Here is a 17,321-nt window from a genome sequence, read left to right as displayed (position 1 = left end):
TTGAACTTATCGATAAAAAAAGAAGACTAAATGCCCTCTTTTTTATCATCTTATTTCCGTTTTCTTGCAATCAGATGGATTGGTGTTCCTTCAAAGACAAAGGCCTTGCGGATTTGATTTTCCAAGAAACGCAAGTAAGAGAAGTGCATAAGTTCTTCTTCATTCACAAAGATAACAAAGGTCGGTGGTTTGGTTGCAACTTGAGTCGCATAGAAGATTTTGAGGCGTTTCCCTTTGTCTGTCGGTGTCGGGTTGATGGCAATAGCATCCATAATCACATCATTCAAAACTGCTGATGGGATACGGGTATTTTGACTCTCGCTGATTTGTTTGATCATTTCAGGCAACTTGTGAAGACGTTGCTTGGTCAAAGCCGAAACAAAGATAATCGGTGCATAAGGCAGATATTGGAACTGCTCACGGATATCCTCTTCCCAGTTTTTCATAGTATGATTATCTTTTTCAAGTGTATCCCACTTGTTAACTACGATGATCATCCCTTTACCAGCTTCGTGGGCAAATCCTGCGATACGCTTATCGTACTCACGGATGCCTTCTTCGGCATTGAGCACCATCAAAACTACATCTGAACGGTCAATAGCACGCATGGCACGCATAACTGAGTATTTCTCTGTATTTTCATAGACTTTACCAGACTTACGCATACCAGCTGTATCAATCATGGTAAATTCTTGGCCGTCAGCATCTGTAAAATGCGTATCAATGGCATCACGAGTTGTACCAGCAACGGGACTGGCAATGACGCGATCTTCTCCCAAAATGGCATTGATCAAGCTAGATTTTCCGACATTTGGGCGACCAATCAAGCTGAATTTAATGACATCTGGATTTTCATCTTCGACTTCGTGTGGGAGATTTTCGACGATAGCGTCCAATACATCCCCTGTACCAATCCCGTGTACAGATGAAATTGGCAGTGGTTCACCCAAGCCTAGTGCATAAAAATCATAGATATCATTTCGCATCTCTGGATTGTCCACCTTGTTGACTGCAAGGATGACCGGTTTATGAGTCTTATAGAGTTTACGAGCTACGTATTCGTCTGCATCTGTGATTCCTTCTTTTCCAGAAACGACAAAGACGATGACGTCTGCCTCTTCCATGGCAATCTCTGCCTGGTGCTTGATTTGTTCCATAAATGGAGCATCAACATCGTCAATCCCTCCAGTATCAATCATACTAAAAGAACGGTTGAGCCACTCACCAGTAGCATAGATACGGTCTCGTGTTACTCCTTCGACATCTTCTACGATTGAGATGCGTTCCCCTGCAATACGGTTAAACAGGGTTGATTTCCCAACATTGGGACGTCCTACAATGGCAACAGTTGGTAAGGCCATGTTTTCTCACTTTCTACAATAAGTTCTTTTGTTCAAGATTTTCTCTAGTCGAGCTTGGTTCAGGCTGACCGAATTGCTCCGCAAGACGCTGACTCCAAGTGGTAGTCGCACGCGCTCCTGCGTATTCAGTCTGCACACGGTCATAAGCTTCAATAGCCTCAGCTGTTTGTTCTTGGTATTCTTCCTCAAAAACAACTTGCTCGAGTGGCAATCTTGGTTTCACGTCATGTTTTTGGTTAGGTACACCCAGTGCAATCCCAAAAACAGGATAAGTATAGTCAGGAAGCTTGAACAATTCTGCTAACTCAGCAGATTTGTAACGCACCAATCCAATAATTACCCCACCGTAACCTAGACTCTCTGCAGCCAGCAAGGTATTTTGCCCAGCAAGTGCAGCATCCACAGATGTAATCAAGAGACCTTCCACACCTTGTGGTTGGAAAGTATCTGTATGGAGACGAGCTCCTTTTTCTGCACGGTTTAAATCACCAACAAAGAGCAAGAATGCTGCTGATTGACGAATAGCTTCCTGAGGAACTAGTTCATACAGAGCATCTTTCTTCTCTTGACTTCTTACTAAAATCACTGAATAAGATTGGAAATTTTTCCAAGTTGAAGCCATTTGGGCAGCCTTTAAAATCTCATTCAAGTCCTCTTGAGGAATCTCTTGCTCCTTAAATCTGCGCACTGATGAGTGGCTTTGCATTAATTTAATCGTTTCTGTCATCGACGATTTTCTCCTTCTAATCTTGTTTCCTCTGCTAAATAACGGATACGCTCCATGACACGTCTAGCTTCCCAAGTTTCATCATTTCCGTTCTTGCCTTTTGCAAAATGTTTTTCCAAATCTTCAAAATTGAAGTTGGAAGTGAAAAAGGTCGGTAAATCTTCCTGCATACGATACTGAAGAATCACTTGCAAGATTTCATCACGGACCCACGGTGTTGATTGTTCAGCACCAATATCATCCAAAATCAAAACTTCAGCTTGCTTAATCTCATCCACCAAAGTCTTAACATTTCCATCACCAATAGCATTTTTGACATCAATAACAAAGCTCGGATAATGGAGAAGAGTTGATGAAACACCACGTTTTTCTGACAAGTCATGTGCTAGGGCAGCGACCATAAAGCTCTTTCCTACACCAAAGTCTCCATAAAGATAAAGACCTTTTCGTATGCTAGGAAAATCTTCAACAAAACCTAATAGTTTTTCAAAGACTGGTAGACGTCCTAAATCATCCAAATCAACTTGGGCTAAACTAGCTTTTTTAAGACTAGCTGGTAGATTGATCAGTCTTAGGCGGTTTTTAATAGCAGCTTCTTTTTCTGCAGCGATTAGTTCTGGAGTCTCTTCATAAGCGACATCTGCATATCCATGATTCATGACAAGAATCGGCTTATAACCTCGCGCCACATAGTCTGTATCTCCGCGAAGGAACTTATCACGCTCGGTGATATATTGGTTGAACTTAGAGATACTACGATTCAATTCCTCTTGACTGAGGGATTTCTTCTGGATAAAAGTCGCAACGTCAGGATCTTTCACGATTTGCTGGACTAAATCCTGATACTGAAAACGGCTCGGCTGACCTTTTAGCACGTCTCCTACACTTTCCATCTAGTCTCCTCCTTTTTCTAATCGGGCTAACATTTCTTTTTTCTTACGCTCTAATTCCAAACGAGTTTCTTCGCTTGTCTCATTCCTATATTCTGGATTGCTCCATTTAGGGACATTGTTTTTCACTGGAGCTGTCTTAGCTGATTTCTGCGCCTGCCCTTTTTGATTTTTCTCTCGAATCCTAAGTACTGCCTCTTCAGCAGAACGAATCTTGTTATAAGAGTAATCATTGGCCACTTTCATGGCATATTTTTCATTGAGATTGGCCGAATCAACCTTGTTGAAGGTCAATAGTATAACGACATTGATAACTTCATCAAGCAAGCCTAGGTCTGCCATCTGTTTTAGCAAATCGCGTTCGGCTTGGATAATTCCAGCATTTCGGGTTTGTTTGATTCCCGCTAAAAATTCTAGGGCCGTTTTACTTTTAGCTTCTCGGATAATGGTCGCTTCTTGAGGACTAAAATCCGACGAAACTGGTTTTTGCGCTAATTTTTCACGCATGCGCTTGACAGAAACAACTTGTGAAACTGCTGTTGATTTGGCCAATTGATAAGTCTCAAACCAGGTCCATTTTTTCTCATCAGCAATTTTAAACAACTCCAAGACATCTGACTGTTCATCTTGGAAACGGAGATTATCTCTCGCCATGAGCTGACGAAAATGCTCCAAATCAAAATCATTTTTAAAATCAGCTTTTACTGGTGTCTCATCATGACTAGCCAATTCTTCTATCTCTGGAAAGGCCTGACTCAAAGGAACGGCCAAAGGCTCTCCATCTGCCTGCTCTTGGCGCAAATCAGAAACTGCTGGTTCACCGATTTTTTTCTCCAATAAGGTACGATAAACCGTATGACGCAAGAAATCTGAGCCAGAAAGCGTTGGATGAATAGCAAGTTCATAGACGTCACCCTTTTGATAGAGGGTAATCAGGTTGAAGGCTGATAAGATTTTAAAGGCTTTTAAAAGCCTGTCCATCCCAAAATTGAGATGGTTGAGAATAGCTGCAAACAGGTGTTCTTTTTGTCCATCATCCCAAAAAGCTAAGGTATAAAGGTAAAGACTCAGCGCATCCTGACCGATAATCGGGAGGTAGCACTGCACCAAAGTTGTGGGATCTTGCGACACCCGATTATTCTTTAGAAAAGAAAAACGATCATTAGGCTTCATTTATTTTTCCTTTTTCTTCTTTGAAGATTGCGTAATTTGTTTGAGAAGATTTTCGAGCTCACTCACGTCCTTAAAGCTACGATAGACACTAGCGAAACGAACATATGTGATTTCGTCGAGTTCAGCTAACTCTTCCATGACGAGCGAACCAATATCTTCGCTCTGAATTTCATTATCATTGCGACTGAGGAGTTTTTGTTCGATACGATTGACTACCATGCCAATCTCATCACTAGACACCGGACGTTTTTGAGCCGAACGAATAATCCCGTTAAAGATTTTATCTCTGGAGAACTGCTCCCGTGTACCATCCTTCTTGACCACAACCAGCGTTCTCTCTTCTACACGTTCATAGGTCGTAAAACGATGCTGACATTCTTCACACTCACGTCTTCTTCTAATCGTATTTCCTTCTTCAGCCTGACGGCTATCGATAACACTTGATTTAGTAGCGCCACATTTTGGACAACGCATGCCTTCCCCTCCTTGTCGTTTTCTTTTCATTATATCATTTTTTAAGCAATTCCCAAAATAATTCTCCTTTTAGCTTGACAAGTTTTTTGTTTAGTTGTATTATTTAAGTGATACAAAAAGAAATTGTAGAAAGGAGACTGTGATGTCCTGGACATTTGATAACAACAAACCCATTTATTTGCAGATAATGGATAAAATCAAACTGCAAATCGTTTCCCATAAACTAGAACCCAACCAACAACTGCCAACTGTCAGAGAACTGGCTAGCGAGGCTGGCGTCAATCCTAATACCATCCAACGTGCCCTATCAGATCTAGAAAGAGAAGGCTTCGTATACACCAAGCGGACTGCAGGTCGTTTTGTCACCGAGGACTTGGACCTAATCCTCCAATCCCGTAAGCAACTATCTGAAGAACAACTGCAGCAATTTGTAACAGGCATGGTAGAATTTGGCTATGAAAAAGAAGAACTACCAACTGTTTTGAGAGATTATATTGAAGGAGTTTAGACTATGACCTTGTTAACATTTGAAAATGTTTCAAAATTCTATGGAGCAAGCCCTGCTCTTCAAAATGTTTCCCTTGAAATCCCAGCCGGAAAGATTGTTGGACTCCTTGGCCCAAACGGTTCTGGAAAGACAACCTTGATTAAACTAATCAATGGCTTGTTACAACCTGATGGTGGGCGCATTCTTATCAACGATATGGAACCAAGCCCAGCAACTAAGGCTATCGTTTCTTATCTACCTGATACGACCTATCTCAACGAACAGATGAAAGTCAAAGAAGCTCTTACCTTTTTCAAGACCTTCTATAAAGATTTCAATCTCGAACGTGCTCAAGGTCTTCTTCGTGACCTTGGTATCGATGAGAATAGCCGTTTCAAGAAACTCTCAAAAGGGAATAAAGAAAAAGTTCAGTTGATCCTTGTCATGAGTCGTGATGCTCGTCTATACATCCTTGACGAACCTATCGGAGGAGTCGATCCTGCAGCTCGTGACTATATCTTGAACACCATCATCAACAACTACTCTCCAACTTCGACTGTCTTGATTTCAACTCACTTGATTTCAGACATCGAACCAATATTGGATGAGATTGTCTTCCTCAAGGATGGAAAAGTTGTCCGTCAAGGAAATGTGGATGATATTCGCTACGAATCAGGAGAGTCTATCGACCAGCTCTTCCGTCACGAATTCAAAGCCTAGATAAAGGAGATTCTTATGTTTTGGAATTTAGTTCGTTATGAATTTAAAAATGTCAACAAATGGTTTTTAGCCCTCTACGCTGCTGTACTATCCCTATCTGTCATTATAGGAATTCAGGGCAGTACCCTCTCAAGCACCTATTATCAAGACAAGGGCGTTGTCATGTTAGTCTTTCTATCTCTGGTTTTTGGGGGTCTGGTTATTACTTTGGGTATCTCAACCTTGATCTTGATTATTCAACGATTTAAAGGAAGCGTATATGATCGTCGTGGCTATCTAACACTAACCCTTCCAGTATCTGAACACCAGATTCTTTCCTCTAAACTCCTTGGAGCCTTTGTTTGGTCTTTGACAAGTACACTGGTCTTTCTTTTTAGTCTTTACATCATCATATCCATGATTCAACCAGACGTCTTAATATCCAACTTTGCCGAGTTTATTCTCAAAAATTATCAAGATGATTTCTGGTTAGCCTTGATTTCCTATATCGTTAACACTCTTGCAAGTATCCTTTGTATCTACTTTTCTATCTCTATCGGTCAACTCTTTAATGAATACCGTACAGCTCTTGCGGTTGTCGCCTACATCGCTATCCAAATAGTCCTTGGTTTTATCACTCTAAATCTTCGCATCGATTTCGACTACAATTGGGTATTATCCTTTGAAATTTTCAAGGACTTAATCCTTAGCGTCGGCTTCTATCTCGGCACCTACTATATCTTAAAGAACAAAGTAAACTTACAATAATGAATGAATCCCCTAGCAAATAAAGCTAGGGGCTTCTTTTTACACAAAGAAATATAACATTATTATTTTTTAGCTCAATATCAAACCTGCTACGATGGGACTGACAAATACGTAGAGAATACCGGTGACACCGATAGCCAGGCCACCCATAGCCCCCGCAACAGCTCCATAGCGAAAAGCTGTCCCAGTCCCAACTGCGTGACCCGTTCCTCCAAGAGCAAGACCAACAGCTACTGGGTCGTCTATTTTTAGCCATTTTAAAAGTGTTGGTCCAATAACGCTGGTCAAAATCCCAGTTGCTACCACAACTACCAAAGTGATTGTCGCTATCCCTTGTAGCTTATCCGTAATTCCAACTGCCATGGCCGTCGTTACAGACTTTGGGAAAAGCGAAATCGCCAAGAAGAAATCCATACCGAAAAATTTTGCAACTAAAGCTGTAAAAATGGTATTCACAATGACTGCTAAAAAACTCCCAAGTAAAATACTTCTAACATGGTGCTTCATGAGGTGAAAACTTTTATAGAGAGGAATCCCGAGTGCTACTGTCGAAGGTACAATCAAGTTATTCAGATAAACCCCACCTTGATAATAGGCAGCGTAAGAAATACCAGTCAATTTCAGAAAAGCGATGATAAACAAGGTTGCTAGCAGCAAGGGAGTCGTCAGAGGATGAGGATATCGTCTAAAGATAATCATGCCCCCGAGATAGGCCAGGATAGACAAGGCTATCCCAAAAAGTGGATTGGATACAAATTCGCTCATTTGGCACCTCTTTCTTCGTAATCACCTTCATAACGCTTTTTGATAAACTGAACGACCAACGCAATCAAGATAATATTGATAACTGCTGCAAAAAAGACAATCAAGACAATGGGCAATAAATAGGGAGCAATCACATCAAATTTCTCCATAATCCCAACTGCAGGAGGCAAAAATAGAATAGTCATATTAGCCAGGAGAAAATTCCCAACCATGTTGACATGACGTACCCGCAACCACTTGAACTGCAAGGCTAAAAATAAAATAATCAAACCAATAATGCTTCCAGGGATAGGCAAATGGAAAAAGATAGAGATTCCCTCACCAATCAGTGAAATGACAAAGAGAATCATTAACTGAACATATAACTTCATCGTTTACTCCACAAATAGACTTTCTGCATACCAGTTTACTACTTTTTCAGAAAATTTCAAGGAAATACACAAGAAACATCCTTCTTGCTATCTCATCTAAAAAGTTGTATACTAATTGCGTGCGCAAGCATCTTAGATCTATAAAGCTATTTACAACTATTATATAGGAAAGGAGATTGATGTGACTTACTTAGATAAGTGGTTTGACTTCAACCGCCGACAAGTAGAATTAGAAGCTATTTTAGAGCAAACGATCGCTGAGCAAAGCGAACAAAGTCTAACGCTCAAAGAATTCTACCTCTTGCACTTTTTAAATCAGGCTCAAGAAAAATCTTTGAGACAGATCGACCTGCCTGACAAACTCCATCTGAGCCCAAGTGCTGTCTCACGGATGGTGGCACGCCTAGAAACCAAAAACTGTGCTTTACTGAGTCGGAGATGTTGTGACCAGGATAAGCGAGCCAGTTTTATCTGCCTCACTAGTGAGGGCCAGACGACTCTTGCTTATCTACAAAAAGCAGTCGAAGAAAGTCTTGAAACAAAAGCAGACTGGTTGTTCTAAATTTTTCAAAAAAACTTGCGTGCGCAATCAATTTTATTGACATTTCTTTTTCCAAGGAGTAAAATGAAGACATGATTTAGCAAAGGAGAATCCTATGATTGAAATCACTTATCTGGATGCCAGCAAGCAAGAGAGAACAATGACCTTCGATTCATACGAAGAATTTGAACGTTCTCAACATGCCTGCCTGATTGGTGTCGCAGACTATTACCCTGTCCAAAAACTAACCTACAAGGGCCATGTTCTGGACTACCATGGGACTTATGGAGATGTTTTCTTCTATCTCATGAAACAAGATTTAAGCCAATATAACTAAAAAGGAGAAATACTATGGCAAAAGCAATTACAGATGCAACATTTGAACAAGAAACAAAAGACGGATTGGTCTTGGTAGACTTCTGGGCAACTTGGTGTGGTCCATGTCGTATGCAAGGTCCAATCTTGGACAAATTATCTGAAGAACTTTCAGAAGATGTCTTGAAAATCGTTAAAATGGACGTTGATGAAAACCCAAATACAGCTCGTTCATTTGGTATCATGTCTATCCCTACTCTACTCTTCAAGAAAGATGGCCAAGTTGTCAAACAAGTTGCAGGTGTCCACACTGCAGAACAAATCAAAGCAATCGTTGCTGAATTGAGTTAATTATAAAATCCCTCACCTCTTATCGTGGGGGATTTTAATATATAAAAAACCTACTCTCCTGTATGAAGAGTAGGTTTTTTGAGTTTCAATTATTCTTCAGTTCCAAGGAAGTTTTTAGCAACAAGAGCTGCAAGAACTCCACCAACGATTGGTGCAAGGATGAAAATCCAAACTTGTTGAAGGGCTGCGCCACCTACCAATACAGCAGGAGCCAAGCTACGAGCTGGGTTTACTGAAAGGCCAGTAATATTCAATCCAACAAGAATCAAAGCAGTCAATGACAAACCGATCACCAAACCAGCAATAGCGCCATTACCTTTGCTTGCTGAAGTCACAGTCATGATAACCAAAACAAACAAGAAAGTTGCGATTGTTTCAAACAAGAAACCACCAAATACAGTTACTCCATTTGCCAAGGCATTTTCACCAAGGCTTGCAGTTGACATACCTGAATTTGCCAAGAGGAAGAATACAGCTCCAGATGCAAGGAAAGCACCAACTACTTGACCAATGATGTAGTTTACAAGTTCTGAAGATGACAAACGTTTGTTAACAAACATAGCGATAGAAACAGCTGGGTTCAAGTGAGCACCTGAAACAGTTCCAATTGAGAAGGCTGCGACTACGATTGCTAAACCAAAAGCAAGAGCAATTCCAAGGTGTCCAAGTCCTTCAACACCATTTCCAAAAACAACAGCTCCTGTTCCGATGAACACAAGCATAAAAGTACCGATTAATTCAGCAACAAATTTTTTCATGTTAAGTCTCCTTTTTTCAAACTATGTATTAGTCTATCAGAAGAAGGAAAGGGTTTCAAGAAAAGTGCTTGGAAAATATACCAGGATACAAAGTCAAGCTTTCAGACAGGTTATCTACATTAAAAAGCCATCCGAAGATGGCTTTATACTATTTAAACCTAGAATTCTTAATTAAATACAATCAGATATAGAATGAAGTAAATAACTATCAATACTAATTCTACTGCAAGTTCAAATCTAACATCACGACCTTCAACTGCATTTTTTAAAATAGCCACAGCTAAGCCAAATATAATGATAATTAACAATCCTAAAAGCACCATTCTAAAATAACCTTCCTCTTCCTCTTTCTACACAATCTTTAATACTATACCTTCCTATACCTTCTGGATTATAGTTATTAGCACCATGCTTATCTTGTAACTGATTCTATTATTCCTCCTTTAATCACAATTCTATCATGGGCTATTAGTAATCTAAAGGCCGAACTGTAAACATCTATATAGCCTTGAGTAAGACGAAGTTTCCCAAATACCTCTTTATTAATATAGCGCATCAAATCCTTTACATTATAGCCAACAAATCTAGATGCAACTAACATAATAATATTAGATAATTCATATAAATTTTCTTCAAAGTCATAAACATCTCCATTATATCTTGGAAGATTATTTCCAACTTTAGAATCAGTAACAGTTATGAGATTAGAAGGTATTGTTTCTTCATTTTCTATCACAACATCATCTGACAACATAGAATAATTTTCTATTAATTTTTCAATGGCATTTACTAACTTATTCTTCTCATTGACATTATCGTGAATCCAAGAAGTTGACCATATCCTATAAAAATTCCAACCTTTAGACTCTAAAATTTCCTGACGTAAACGATCACGATCCCGAGCAGTTTTCGAAGAATGATAGGCTGCACCATCACATTCTATAGCTAATACATATCTCCCAGGTATATTAGGATGTATAATAGCCATATCTATTCTATATCCTGAAGCTCCTACTTGTGTGTGAACTTTATACCCTTTAGTCACTAAAAAATTATATACATTTTCTTCAAAATCGGAATCAAATTCTGGAGATTTTTGTTCTTCATGCTCTTCATAGCCAAGTAAGGCCGGGATCCCCTTCTCCGCAAATTCTAGAAAATCTCTAAAAATAATTCTATTTTCATTTGTAGTTTCTTCTATCGGAATATCTACTCCTCTAATACTAGAAATAACATGCATAGTTTCCCTAGCTCTAGATACAGCAACGTTTAATCTTCGCTCTCCTCCAGACTTTGTCAAAGGTCCAAAATTCATTCTAAGTTTACCATCTGGATTTTTACCATATCCAACACTTAAAATAACTATATCTCTTTCATCTCCTTGAACATTCTCGAGGTTCTTAACAAAGAATGATTCATGCTTCGATTCATCAAAAAATGCTTCTAATTCTGGATTTTCCTCTCTAAATTTGAATAACTTATCTTCTATAACTCGTGCTTGACTCATTCCAAAGGCAACTACACCTACAGATTTATTTGGACAATTTATTGCAATGTTTTTGATTACTTCAATAACTTTATCTGCTTCAATAGAATTTCCAAATTTCGATTCCCATACCCCGTCTGGTATAAATGTAAACTGAACATTGCTATGAATATCAGAATTGTCAGTTGGAAATGTATATAGTCTATTGTTATAAAATTTTTTATTAGAAAAAGCAATCAATGATTCATCTTTACTACGATAATGCCAATTTAAATATGTTTCAGGTATTTTTACACTAAGTTCATCTAATATAGATTCCATATCTTCAATATCAATTTCGTCATCCTTCAAATCTCCTTCGTCGTTAGAGGAATCAAAAAATGATGTTGGCGGCATTTGTTTACTATCTCCAGCTACAATAATTTGTTTTCCTCTACTTATAGCTGCAACTGCATATTCTGTCTTAACTTGAGATGCTTCGTCGAATATAACTAAATCAAATTGCCAATTGTCAATTGAAGAAAAGTAGGTACTTACGGTCAATGGAGACATCATAATACAAGGCTTTAACCTAGGTAATAAATTTGGTAAACTTTGAATAAGTTTTCTGGTTGACATCAATCTAACTTTTTTAGCAATTTCTTTTTTTAAAACTGCAATTTCACCACCAGAAATACGAATACTATCATTTACACTTGGTAATCTATCCACCAAATACTTAAATATTCTATCTCTAGCCATTGAAAAAGTAGATTTATCATGAGATTTAAAATTTTCAATACGCTCAGCTATCTCTTTTGAGGACAACTGACTAATTTTCTTATAATTAGGATTTTTTTCAAGAACAAGCATTAAGTATCTTTTTAAAAATATTGGATAAATCAAATGTGATAAAATTGGTTGTCTTTCAAGTTTTGAAATAAAATCTGATAATTTATATGTATCCAAAAGTTCGTTTTTAATCTTTTTGTAAGCAAAAAATTCATCTCGTTTAGAAAAATCTAAATCTTGTATAAAATAAATAATATCATCAATATTTCTGTTGATTGACGGAAATAATTTATAAAACTCCTGTAATGAAACATCCATTCTATGCTCATTATCTAGAAATGAACTAACTAATTTTTCCAATTCTAACCAATTAACATCTTTTTCTCCGGCAATTAATTCCTGTAGTTCTTCAACTGCTATAATCCACTTATCATCTTTATAAAAAGCCTGTTTAATTTCAAGTAACCATGAAACTCCGTTTAAAATGTTATTAATCATCTCGTCTGTATAATTATATGATTTACCTAATTTTTCATTAATTCTATTTTTAATTTCATTAATTTTGATATACAAACTATCCAATTCAATATCACTTGATTTAATTTTTAAAAGTTTTTCGAAGTTATAAATTAATTGTTCATAATCTAATTTTAATTCTTTAGTTAATAATTTATTTTTTCTAAAAATTTCTTTGTAAGTTGTTGAAAATAATCTCTTGAAGGGCGAATTATACTCATACTTAAACACCTTTAAAAGTTGTTCTATATTTTCTGTTCTTAAGAATTCTTCGTCAAAAATTTCTCGAATTTCATTTTCATTATCATTTTTAGATATTATCAAATTCTGTTGTTGATTTAATAACTTTGTTAATTCTAGAATATCTAACCTTATATCTTCTAGATTTAATGTAATCCACCTTGATGAAAAACTTCCATTCTTTTCAATCATTAATTTTTGCAACAGATGAAAACCCGCTCTCATTTCTGTTGAATTAAATGAGTTTGAAACTATACAAGAAATTCTCTGATTCAGATTTAAACTAAGATTTCTTAATTCAATTATATCCTTACATAACGTAGATAATTCTGTAATTTTTGTGAACGAAAGCTCTCCTTCATAGTTCTTCCATGAATTATTATTATATCTTGTGGAATCCGTGATATATGACTTAGCAAATTTCGTTATTATTTGCAAAAGCTGATCCATCTCATTATGGCTAAGATCCAGAATCGATTCATCTACTTCAAACAGTAAATCATCTGCTGTTATTACTGATGATAGCTTGCCTTGTAAATAATAAATTGATTGAGTTTTATTATTAGCATCATGTAAAATGTCAACGTAATCGTCTAAATCTCTCACTTCTTCATCAAGTCTTGAATACAAGTATAAATTTTCATCTTTAAATTTATAGGATTTTTCAGAAAGTAATAACGCACTCTGTAACTGATTTCTTATTTCTCCCTTCTTTTGTTTCGTATTATGCAGAGTAAGTACAAAATCTGATAGACCTTGATGCTGTAATTTCTTATATACAACATCTAAAGCCGCCTGCTTCTCTGAAACAAATAGAACCTTTCTTCCCATTCCTAGTTGTTCAGCAATAATATTTGTTATTGTTTGAGATTTCCCTGTCCCTGGTGGTCCTTGAAGAACAAAACTGTCTCCTCTCCTCGCCCTACTAATTGCTTCTTGTTGACTTGAATCTGCATCCAGTATCTGTAACCTACTAATGGAAGGTTCTTTTCTTAGATTAATCTCTTTGTTATAACCTTCAAAGAGTTGATCAACTTCATCAGTTTGTTCTCCTGATATTGCTTTTATAAAAGGATTATTACGAAGATTATCTTTATTTCTTTCTAAATCTTTTTGAATAACTAAATTTTGAAAATTGAAAGTATCAATGACAATAGTTTCATTTATAGTCCAATCGAAATCTGAAATTTGTCGTTTAAAATAGTCTAAAGCATCTCTTATATGAGAAAAATCATAATAACTATCAATAATTACACCAAAATCATCAAAAAGCTTTTTGCTTATTACTGGATTAACAACAATATCTTCATCATTTTTAATGGTAATCTCTATAGGAGAAGATAAGTTTTCACGTACAATCTTTATAGGAACTAAAACAAGAGGAGATTCTAGTTTTTTATCAAAATAGTTTGACTCTCCCCACTCTAGCATACCGAAAGCTGCATAACCTATATTAAACCCAAGCTCGTCTTCTGCTTCTTTAATTTGTTTTCGTATATATTCAAGTTTCCTATTTCGACTTCTGATAAATTCATCTTCTTGAGAATTACTACTATCTTTAAAAACAAAACCATTCCCATTTACCAATTTATCAAATAACTCTTCTATATCACCGTCTGGTTTATATGTTCCCGCTTTACGAACTTTATAATTTAACAGTCTATTTCTTCTTGATAAATCTAATAATTTTTTATTCCATAGGTCAAATTTCTGTTCAAAAATTCCTGTAGTTTTTACTTCTTCCATAATTCCTAATAATCTCCAATTATAAATTTAATTAGTAATGTTATTTAAACATAATTACCTATAGATATTTCCAAATTTTTATTAATGAATTTTTTAAAAATTAGAAATGAAATATAGAAAAATTATCAAGTATTCATTTTCTAACTAACTCTAGAATAACACTAACTGCTCCCAAGGCATAAAGTGGTGCTGTTTCTGTTCTTAGAATACGAGGCCCAAGTCCTGCAAGGACTGCTCCTTTAGCCTGGAAGCTTTCAACTTCTGCAGGTGAAAGACCTCCTTCTGGTCCAAAGATAAAGAGCAGTTTAGCTCCTTTTTCAAGACTAGTAATAGCCTGGATAAGAGCAGCTGATTCTCCTTCTTTTGCTGACTCTTCATAGGCTACCACAATGCGGTCAAACTGGTCCAGTTGGGCTAGAAAGTCAGACTTTTTTTCAAAAAGAGTGATACTTGGGACAAGGTTTCGCTTACTTTGTTCTGCTGCTCCGAGGGCGATTTTTTCTAACTTCTCAACCTTTTTGCCCAATTTCTTGCCATCCCATTTGGAAACTGACCAATCGGCAGGGAAGGCCCAGATTTGACTAGCTCCGAGCTCTGTCACTTTTTGAGTGATGAACTCCAGCTTGTCCCCCTTGGGAAAACCTGATGCGATGGTCACTTGGACTGGCAGTTCCACATTGTCTACTAATTCCTCAATCAGCTCCAACTGACGTGCCTCTACATTGACCACGCGCGCCAAGCGCTTAATCCCATCATCAAAGACTAGAGTCACCTCATCGTCTTCTTTCAGGCGCATGACCTGAAACATGTGCTTGCTAGTCTCTTTGTCCTCAATGGTGACAGGCGAGACAGGCAAGCCTTTTACAAAATACTGCTGCATGTTAGCCTCCAATCACACCAGGGATATCTTTGGTTTTCTTGAAGACGCAGGCATTCCATTCCCCTTGAATCATGTGGGTTTCAAGGAAAAATCCAGCTGCTTCTGCTGATTCACGTACCATATTCCACTTGTCCTTGATAATGCCACTCATGATCAGGTAACCTTCGTCCTTGACCAAACGATAGGCATCATCCGTCAGATGAATGAGGATATCCGCCAAGATATTAGCAACGATGACATCTGCCTCAATCTCCACACCCTTAAGCAAATCTCCTGGGGCTACATGGATGTTTTCCATGCTCGGGTTGAGCTCAATATTTTCCTGAGCGACGCGAACCGCCACATCATCCAAGTCATAGGCGAAGATTTCCTTGGCACCCAGAAGCGAGCTAGCAATAGAAAGGACGCCTGAACCTGTCCCTACATCTAGCACCGTTTCCCCACCGCGAAGAACCTGCTCCAAGGCAAAAAGACTCATCTTGGTCGTTGGGTGAGTTCCTGTCCCAAAGGCCATCCCTGGATCTAGTTTGATAATCTTTTCTCCAGCAGTCGCCTCGTAGTCTGTCCATGACGGCACGATAGTCAAGTCATGAGTGATGCGAGCTGGTTCATAGTATTTCTTCCAGTTGTCAGCCCAGTCTTCCTCAGCCAAGGCTGTCGTGCCAATCTTAACCTCACCCAGATCCATAAAGTCGGTCAATTCTGCCAGACGAGCCTGCAAATCAGTCTCCACTGTCGCTACATCAACCGTATCAGGATAGTAGGCGGTCACCACAATTTCTTCTTGTTGCTCGACCTCTGGGAAAATTTCACCGAAGCGGTCCACATTTCCCACATAGTCCATGCTGTCTTCAATCGCAACACCTTGGGCACCTAGTTCAATCAAAAGATTGGAAACTAATTCCTCCCCCTCACGTTTCACTGTTACTTTTAACTCTTGCCATGTTTCCATTTTGTATTGTGCTTACCTTTCCATCAGGTTAAAAATAGTCTTTCCAATAACAACAATAAGATTATCTCTTAATTTCTTCTCTAACTCTAAATCAATACCACTATTCTGTATGAATTTATCTTCTACTTTTCTATATAAACGTTTCACCTTAGTGGGGTTTCCGGGATCAAACTTAGGCACATAATGATAAATTATGACAGGAACAGAACTGCTGATTGATCTTTCAGCAATCTGACTCCAGATATACTTATCAGTCTCTCCCAAAGAAACCCCATAAAGAATAATAATATCAGAGTTTTTAATAATATCACTATTTTTCACATCCATATTTTCTCTATAGTTCTTCAAAACTAAGTTTTTTACGAGGGATTCTTTTTGTTCTTCTTCAAAACTATTTGAAATTTGTGTTTCATCGCTAACTCCTAAAACAGTACAGATATCTACTGTCCCATGTGCATGAATCGGAGATTTAATATGAAAATTATAATCACTAGTTCTTAATTTGTTTACAAAAGATTTTCCAGATCTATCGTATAATCTATCTAACACATTTGTATAGTTAAGGGTTAATATATTCACGATGTCGTGTTGATATAGATTTTCTTTAAATTTTTTATCAATAGTAGATTGATTTAATACAGGGAGAGAATTTTTCAAATCATTTAGAGTACTTTCAAAGTCAATTACAATACCTTCCTCAAGATTTTGCTCTTGTTGTAATCGTAGATATTCTCTTAAATCGTCGACTACCTCACTAAAATCGTCTATAAATTTCTCCTTCATTTCTATACTTGAGGAGATGAAGTCGTGATCTTTTGTTAATTGGCCTATTGAATATTCAAAATCTGACCAATTTTCATAATTATTTTCTTTATCAGAGAATAGAGATTCATAAATTAAATTTGAATATTCTTCCTCGTTCTCTTTCCTACTTATGTAAGCCTTATTTTGAAATTCATAAAAATCCTTATATCTTGTTTTCAAACCATATTGCAAGTCCAAACCATTTCCAACTATATAAGTAATATTCATATCTTTAAATTTTACCCT

At 37.3% G+C, this 17,321-nt stretch carries 18 protein-coding genes; 6 read left to right on the top strand and 12 right to left on the bottom strand.

Annotated features, from left to right (window positions below; genetic code table 11):
- Positions 1-50: 50 nt before the first annotated feature.
- From der to nrdR, 5 genes are read right to left on the bottom strand one after another with little or no spacing between them, the layout of a single operon-like run.
- A complete protein-coding gene (gene der, locus HW271_RS01285) occupies positions 51-1,361 on the bottom strand; it encodes a ribosome biogenesis GTPase Der (protein WP_004250788.1) in 1,311 nt (436 codons plus the stop codon).
- A gap of 13 nt (positions 1,362-1,374) precedes the next feature.
- On the bottom strand, positions 1,375-2,088 hold the full coding sequence (locus tag HW271_RS01280; protein ID WP_178894564.1) for an NADPH-dependent oxidoreductase: 714 nt from the start codon (positions 2,086-2,088) through the stop codon (positions 1,375-1,377).
- On the bottom strand, positions 2,085-2,981 hold the full coding sequence (gene dnaI / locus HW271_RS01275) for a primosomal protein DnaI (RefSeq protein WP_178894563.1): 897 nt from the start codon (positions 2,979-2,981) through the stop codon (positions 2,085-2,087). The genes HW271_RS01280 and dnaI overlap by 4 nt, the downstream gene beginning before the upstream one ends.
- Positions 2,982-4,151: a DNA helicase gene (locus HW271_RS01270; RefSeq protein ID WP_178894562.1), complete on the bottom strand. Its 1,170-nt coding sequence runs from the start codon at positions 4,149-4,151 to the stop codon at positions 2,982-2,984.
- Positions 4,152-4,625, bottom strand: coding sequence for a transcriptional regulator NrdR (nrdR, locus tag HW271_RS01265; protein ID WP_004250782.1), 474 nt, complete (start codon positions 4,623-4,625; stop codon positions 4,152-4,154). It lies immediately after the preceding gene.
- A gap of 142 nt (positions 4,626-4,767) precedes the next feature.
- Here nrdR and HW271_RS01260 point away from each other — a divergent pair, with 142 nt between their 5' ends.
- Genes HW271_RS01260 through HW271_RS01250 form a run of 3 tightly spaced genes read left to right on the top strand, consistent with a single transcriptional unit; the run spans position 4,768 to position 6,579 of the window.
- Positions 4,768-5,133, top strand: coding sequence for a GntR family transcriptional regulator (locus tag HW271_RS01260; RefSeq protein WP_006149409.1), 366 nt, complete (start codon positions 4,768-4,770; stop codon positions 5,131-5,133).
- 3 nt (positions 5,134-5,136) lie between these two features.
- A complete protein-coding gene (locus tag HW271_RS01255; RefSeq protein WP_178894561.1) occupies positions 5,137-5,832 on the top strand; it encodes an ABC transporter ATP-binding protein in 696 nt (231 codons plus the stop codon).
- A 15-nt stretch (positions 5,833-5,847) separates the two neighbouring features.
- Positions 5,848-6,579 (top strand): hypothetical protein, encoded by a 732-nt coding sequence (locus tag HW271_RS01250; protein ID WP_178894560.1) that lies wholly within the window; start codon positions 5,848-5,850, stop codon positions 6,577-6,579.
- 69 nt (positions 6,580-6,648) lie between these two features.
- On the opposite strand, the gene HW271_RS01245 is transcribed toward HW271_RS01250, so the two are convergent.
- Together HW271_RS01245 and HW271_RS01240 are read right to left on the bottom strand one after the other, a co-directional pair.
- Positions 6,649-7,344, bottom strand: a complete 696-nt coding sequence (locus tag HW271_RS01245; RefSeq protein ID WP_178894559.1) for an LrgB family protein — start codon at positions 7,342-7,344, stop codon at positions 6,649-6,651.
- Positions 7,341-7,715, bottom strand: a complete 375-nt coding sequence (locus HW271_RS01240; RefSeq protein ID WP_178894558.1) for a CidA/LrgA family protein — start codon at positions 7,713-7,715, stop codon at positions 7,341-7,343. Before HW271_RS01240 ends, HW271_RS01245 begins: the two co-directional genes overlap by 4 nt.
- A 181-nt stretch (positions 7,716-7,896) precedes the next feature.
- On the opposite strand from HW271_RS01240, the gene HW271_RS01235 reads away from it, so the two are divergent.
- The 3 genes from HW271_RS01235 to trxA all read left to right on the top strand — a co-directional run bounded on the left by HW271_RS01235 (position 7,897) and on the right by trxA (position 8,922).
- Positions 7,897-8,277 carry a MarR family winged helix-turn-helix transcriptional regulator gene (locus HW271_RS01235; protein ID WP_178894557.1) on the top strand — a complete coding sequence of 127 codons (381 nt, stop codon included), beginning with the start codon at positions 7,897-7,899 and terminating at the stop codon, positions 8,275-8,277.
- A 94-nt stretch (positions 8,278-8,371) separates the two neighbouring features.
- Complete coding sequence (locus tag HW271_RS01230; RefSeq protein ID WP_178894556.1) at positions 8,372-8,593, top strand: DUF4649 family protein; 222 nt, start codon at positions 8,372-8,374, stop codon at positions 8,591-8,593.
- Positions 8,594-8,607: 14 nt separating this feature from the next.
- Positions 8,608-8,922 carry a thioredoxin gene (gene trxA / locus HW271_RS01225; RefSeq protein WP_001029584.1) on the top strand — a complete coding sequence of 105 codons (315 nt, stop codon included), beginning with the start codon at positions 8,608-8,610 and terminating at the stop codon, positions 8,920-8,922.
- 89 nt (positions 8,923-9,011) lie between these two features.
- Here the strand turns inward: trxA and HW271_RS01220 are convergent, their stop codons facing one another.
- From HW271_RS01220 to HW271_RS01200, 5 genes are all read right to left on the bottom strand, one after another.
- Complete coding sequence (locus tag HW271_RS01220; RefSeq protein ID WP_178894555.1) at positions 9,012-9,680, bottom strand: MIP/aquaporin family protein; 669 nt, start codon at positions 9,678-9,680, stop codon at positions 9,012-9,014.
- A 412-nt stretch (positions 9,681-10,092) separates the two neighbouring features.
- Positions 10,093-14,439 (bottom strand): DUF4011 domain-containing protein, encoded by a 4,347-nt coding sequence (locus HW271_RS01215; protein WP_178894554.1) that lies wholly within the window; start codon positions 14,437-14,439, stop codon positions 10,093-10,095.
- Positions 14,440-14,572: 133 nt separating this feature from the next.
- Positions 14,573-15,319, bottom strand: a complete 747-nt coding sequence (locus tag HW271_RS01210; RefSeq protein ID WP_178894553.1) for a 16S rRNA (uracil(1498)-N(3))-methyltransferase — start codon at positions 15,317-15,319, stop codon at positions 14,573-14,575.
- A gap of 1 nt (position 15,320) precedes the next feature.
- Positions 15,321-16,271: a 50S ribosomal protein L11 methyltransferase gene (prmA, locus tag HW271_RS01205; protein WP_178894552.1), complete on the bottom strand. Its 951-nt coding sequence runs from the start codon at positions 16,269-16,271 to the stop codon at positions 15,321-15,323.
- A gap of 12 nt (positions 16,272-16,283) precedes the next feature.
- On the bottom strand, positions 16,284-17,303 hold the full coding sequence (locus tag HW271_RS01200; protein ID WP_178894551.1) for an AbiH family protein: 1,020 nt from the start codon (positions 17,301-17,303) through the stop codon (positions 16,284-16,286).
- Between the last annotated feature and the right edge of the window lie 18 nt (positions 17,304-17,321).

The sequence above is a fragment of the Streptococcus sp. oral taxon 061 genome, assembly GCF_013394695.1.
Classification (GTDB): Bacteria; Bacillota; Bacilli; order Lactobacillales; family Streptococcaceae; genus Streptococcus.
The sequence above is the reverse complement of the archived record's forward strand: the minus strand, read 5'-3'. Positions and strand labels throughout refer to the sequence as shown.

What these genes read in the sequence shown, in the direction of transcription:
- dnaI (WP_178894563.1), bottom strand. Translation starts at nt 2,981, where the DNA reads ATGGAAAGTGTAGGAGACGTGCTAAAAGGTCAGCCGAGCCGTTTTCAG.
- HW271_RS01245 (WP_178894559.1), bottom strand. Translation starts at nt 7,344, where the DNA reads ATGAGCGAATTTGTATCCAATCCACTTTTTGGGATAGCCTTGTCTATC.
- HW271_RS01200 (WP_178894551.1), bottom strand. Translation starts at nt 17,303, where the DNA reads ATGAATATTACTTATATAGTTGGAAATGGTTTGGACTTGCAATATGGT.
- HW271_RS01255 (WP_178894561.1), top strand. Translation starts at nt 5,137, where the DNA reads ATGACCTTGTTAACATTTGAAAATGTTTCAAAATTCTATGGAGCAAGC.
- HW271_RS01220 (WP_178894555.1), bottom strand. Translation starts at nt 9,680, where the DNA reads ATGAAAAAATTTGTTGCTGAATTAATCGGTACTTTTATGCTTGTGTTC.
- HW271_RS01260 (WP_006149409.1), top strand. Translation starts at nt 4,768, where the DNA reads ATGTCCTGGACATTTGATAACAACAAACCCATTTATTTGCAGATAATG.
- prmA (WP_178894552.1), bottom strand. Translation starts at nt 16,271, where the DNA reads ATGGAAACATGGCAAGAGTTAAAAGTAACAGTGAAACGTGAGGGGGAG.
- der (WP_004250788.1), bottom strand. Translation starts at nt 1,361, where the DNA reads ATGGCCTTACCAACTGTTGCCATTGTAGGACGTCCCAATGTTGGGAAA.
- HW271_RS01215 (WP_178894554.1), bottom strand. Translation starts at nt 14,439, where the DNA reads ATGGAAGAAGTAAAAACTACAGGAATTTTTGAACAGAAATTTGACCTA.
- HW271_RS01280 (WP_178894564.1), bottom strand. Translation starts at nt 2,088, where the DNA reads ATGACAGAAACGATTAAATTAATGCAAAGCCACTCATCAGTGCGCAGA.
- HW271_RS01270 (WP_178894562.1), bottom strand. Translation starts at nt 4,151, where the DNA reads ATGAAGCCTAATGATCGTTTTTCTTTTCTAAAGAATAATCGGGTGTCG.
- HW271_RS01250 (WP_178894560.1), top strand. Translation starts at nt 5,848, where the DNA reads ATGTTTTGGAATTTAGTTCGTTATGAATTTAAAAATGTCAACAAATGG.
- HW271_RS01240 (WP_178894558.1), bottom strand. Translation starts at nt 7,715, where the DNA reads ATGAAGTTATATGTTCAGTTAATGATTCTCTTTGTCATTTCACTGATT.
- HW271_RS01230 (WP_178894556.1), top strand. Translation starts at nt 8,372, where the DNA reads ATGATTGAAATCACTTATCTGGATGCCAGCAAGCAAGAGAGAACAATG.
- trxA (WP_001029584.1), top strand. Translation starts at nt 8,608, where the DNA reads ATGGCAAAAGCAATTACAGATGCAACATTTGAACAAGAAACAAAAGAC.
- HW271_RS01210 (WP_178894553.1), bottom strand. Translation starts at nt 15,319, where the DNA reads ATGCAGCAGTATTTTGTAAAAGGCTTGCCTGTCTCGCCTGTCACCATT.
- nrdR (WP_004250782.1), bottom strand. Translation starts at nt 4,625, where the DNA reads ATGCGTTGTCCAAAATGTGGCGCTACTAAATCAAGTGTTATCGATAGC.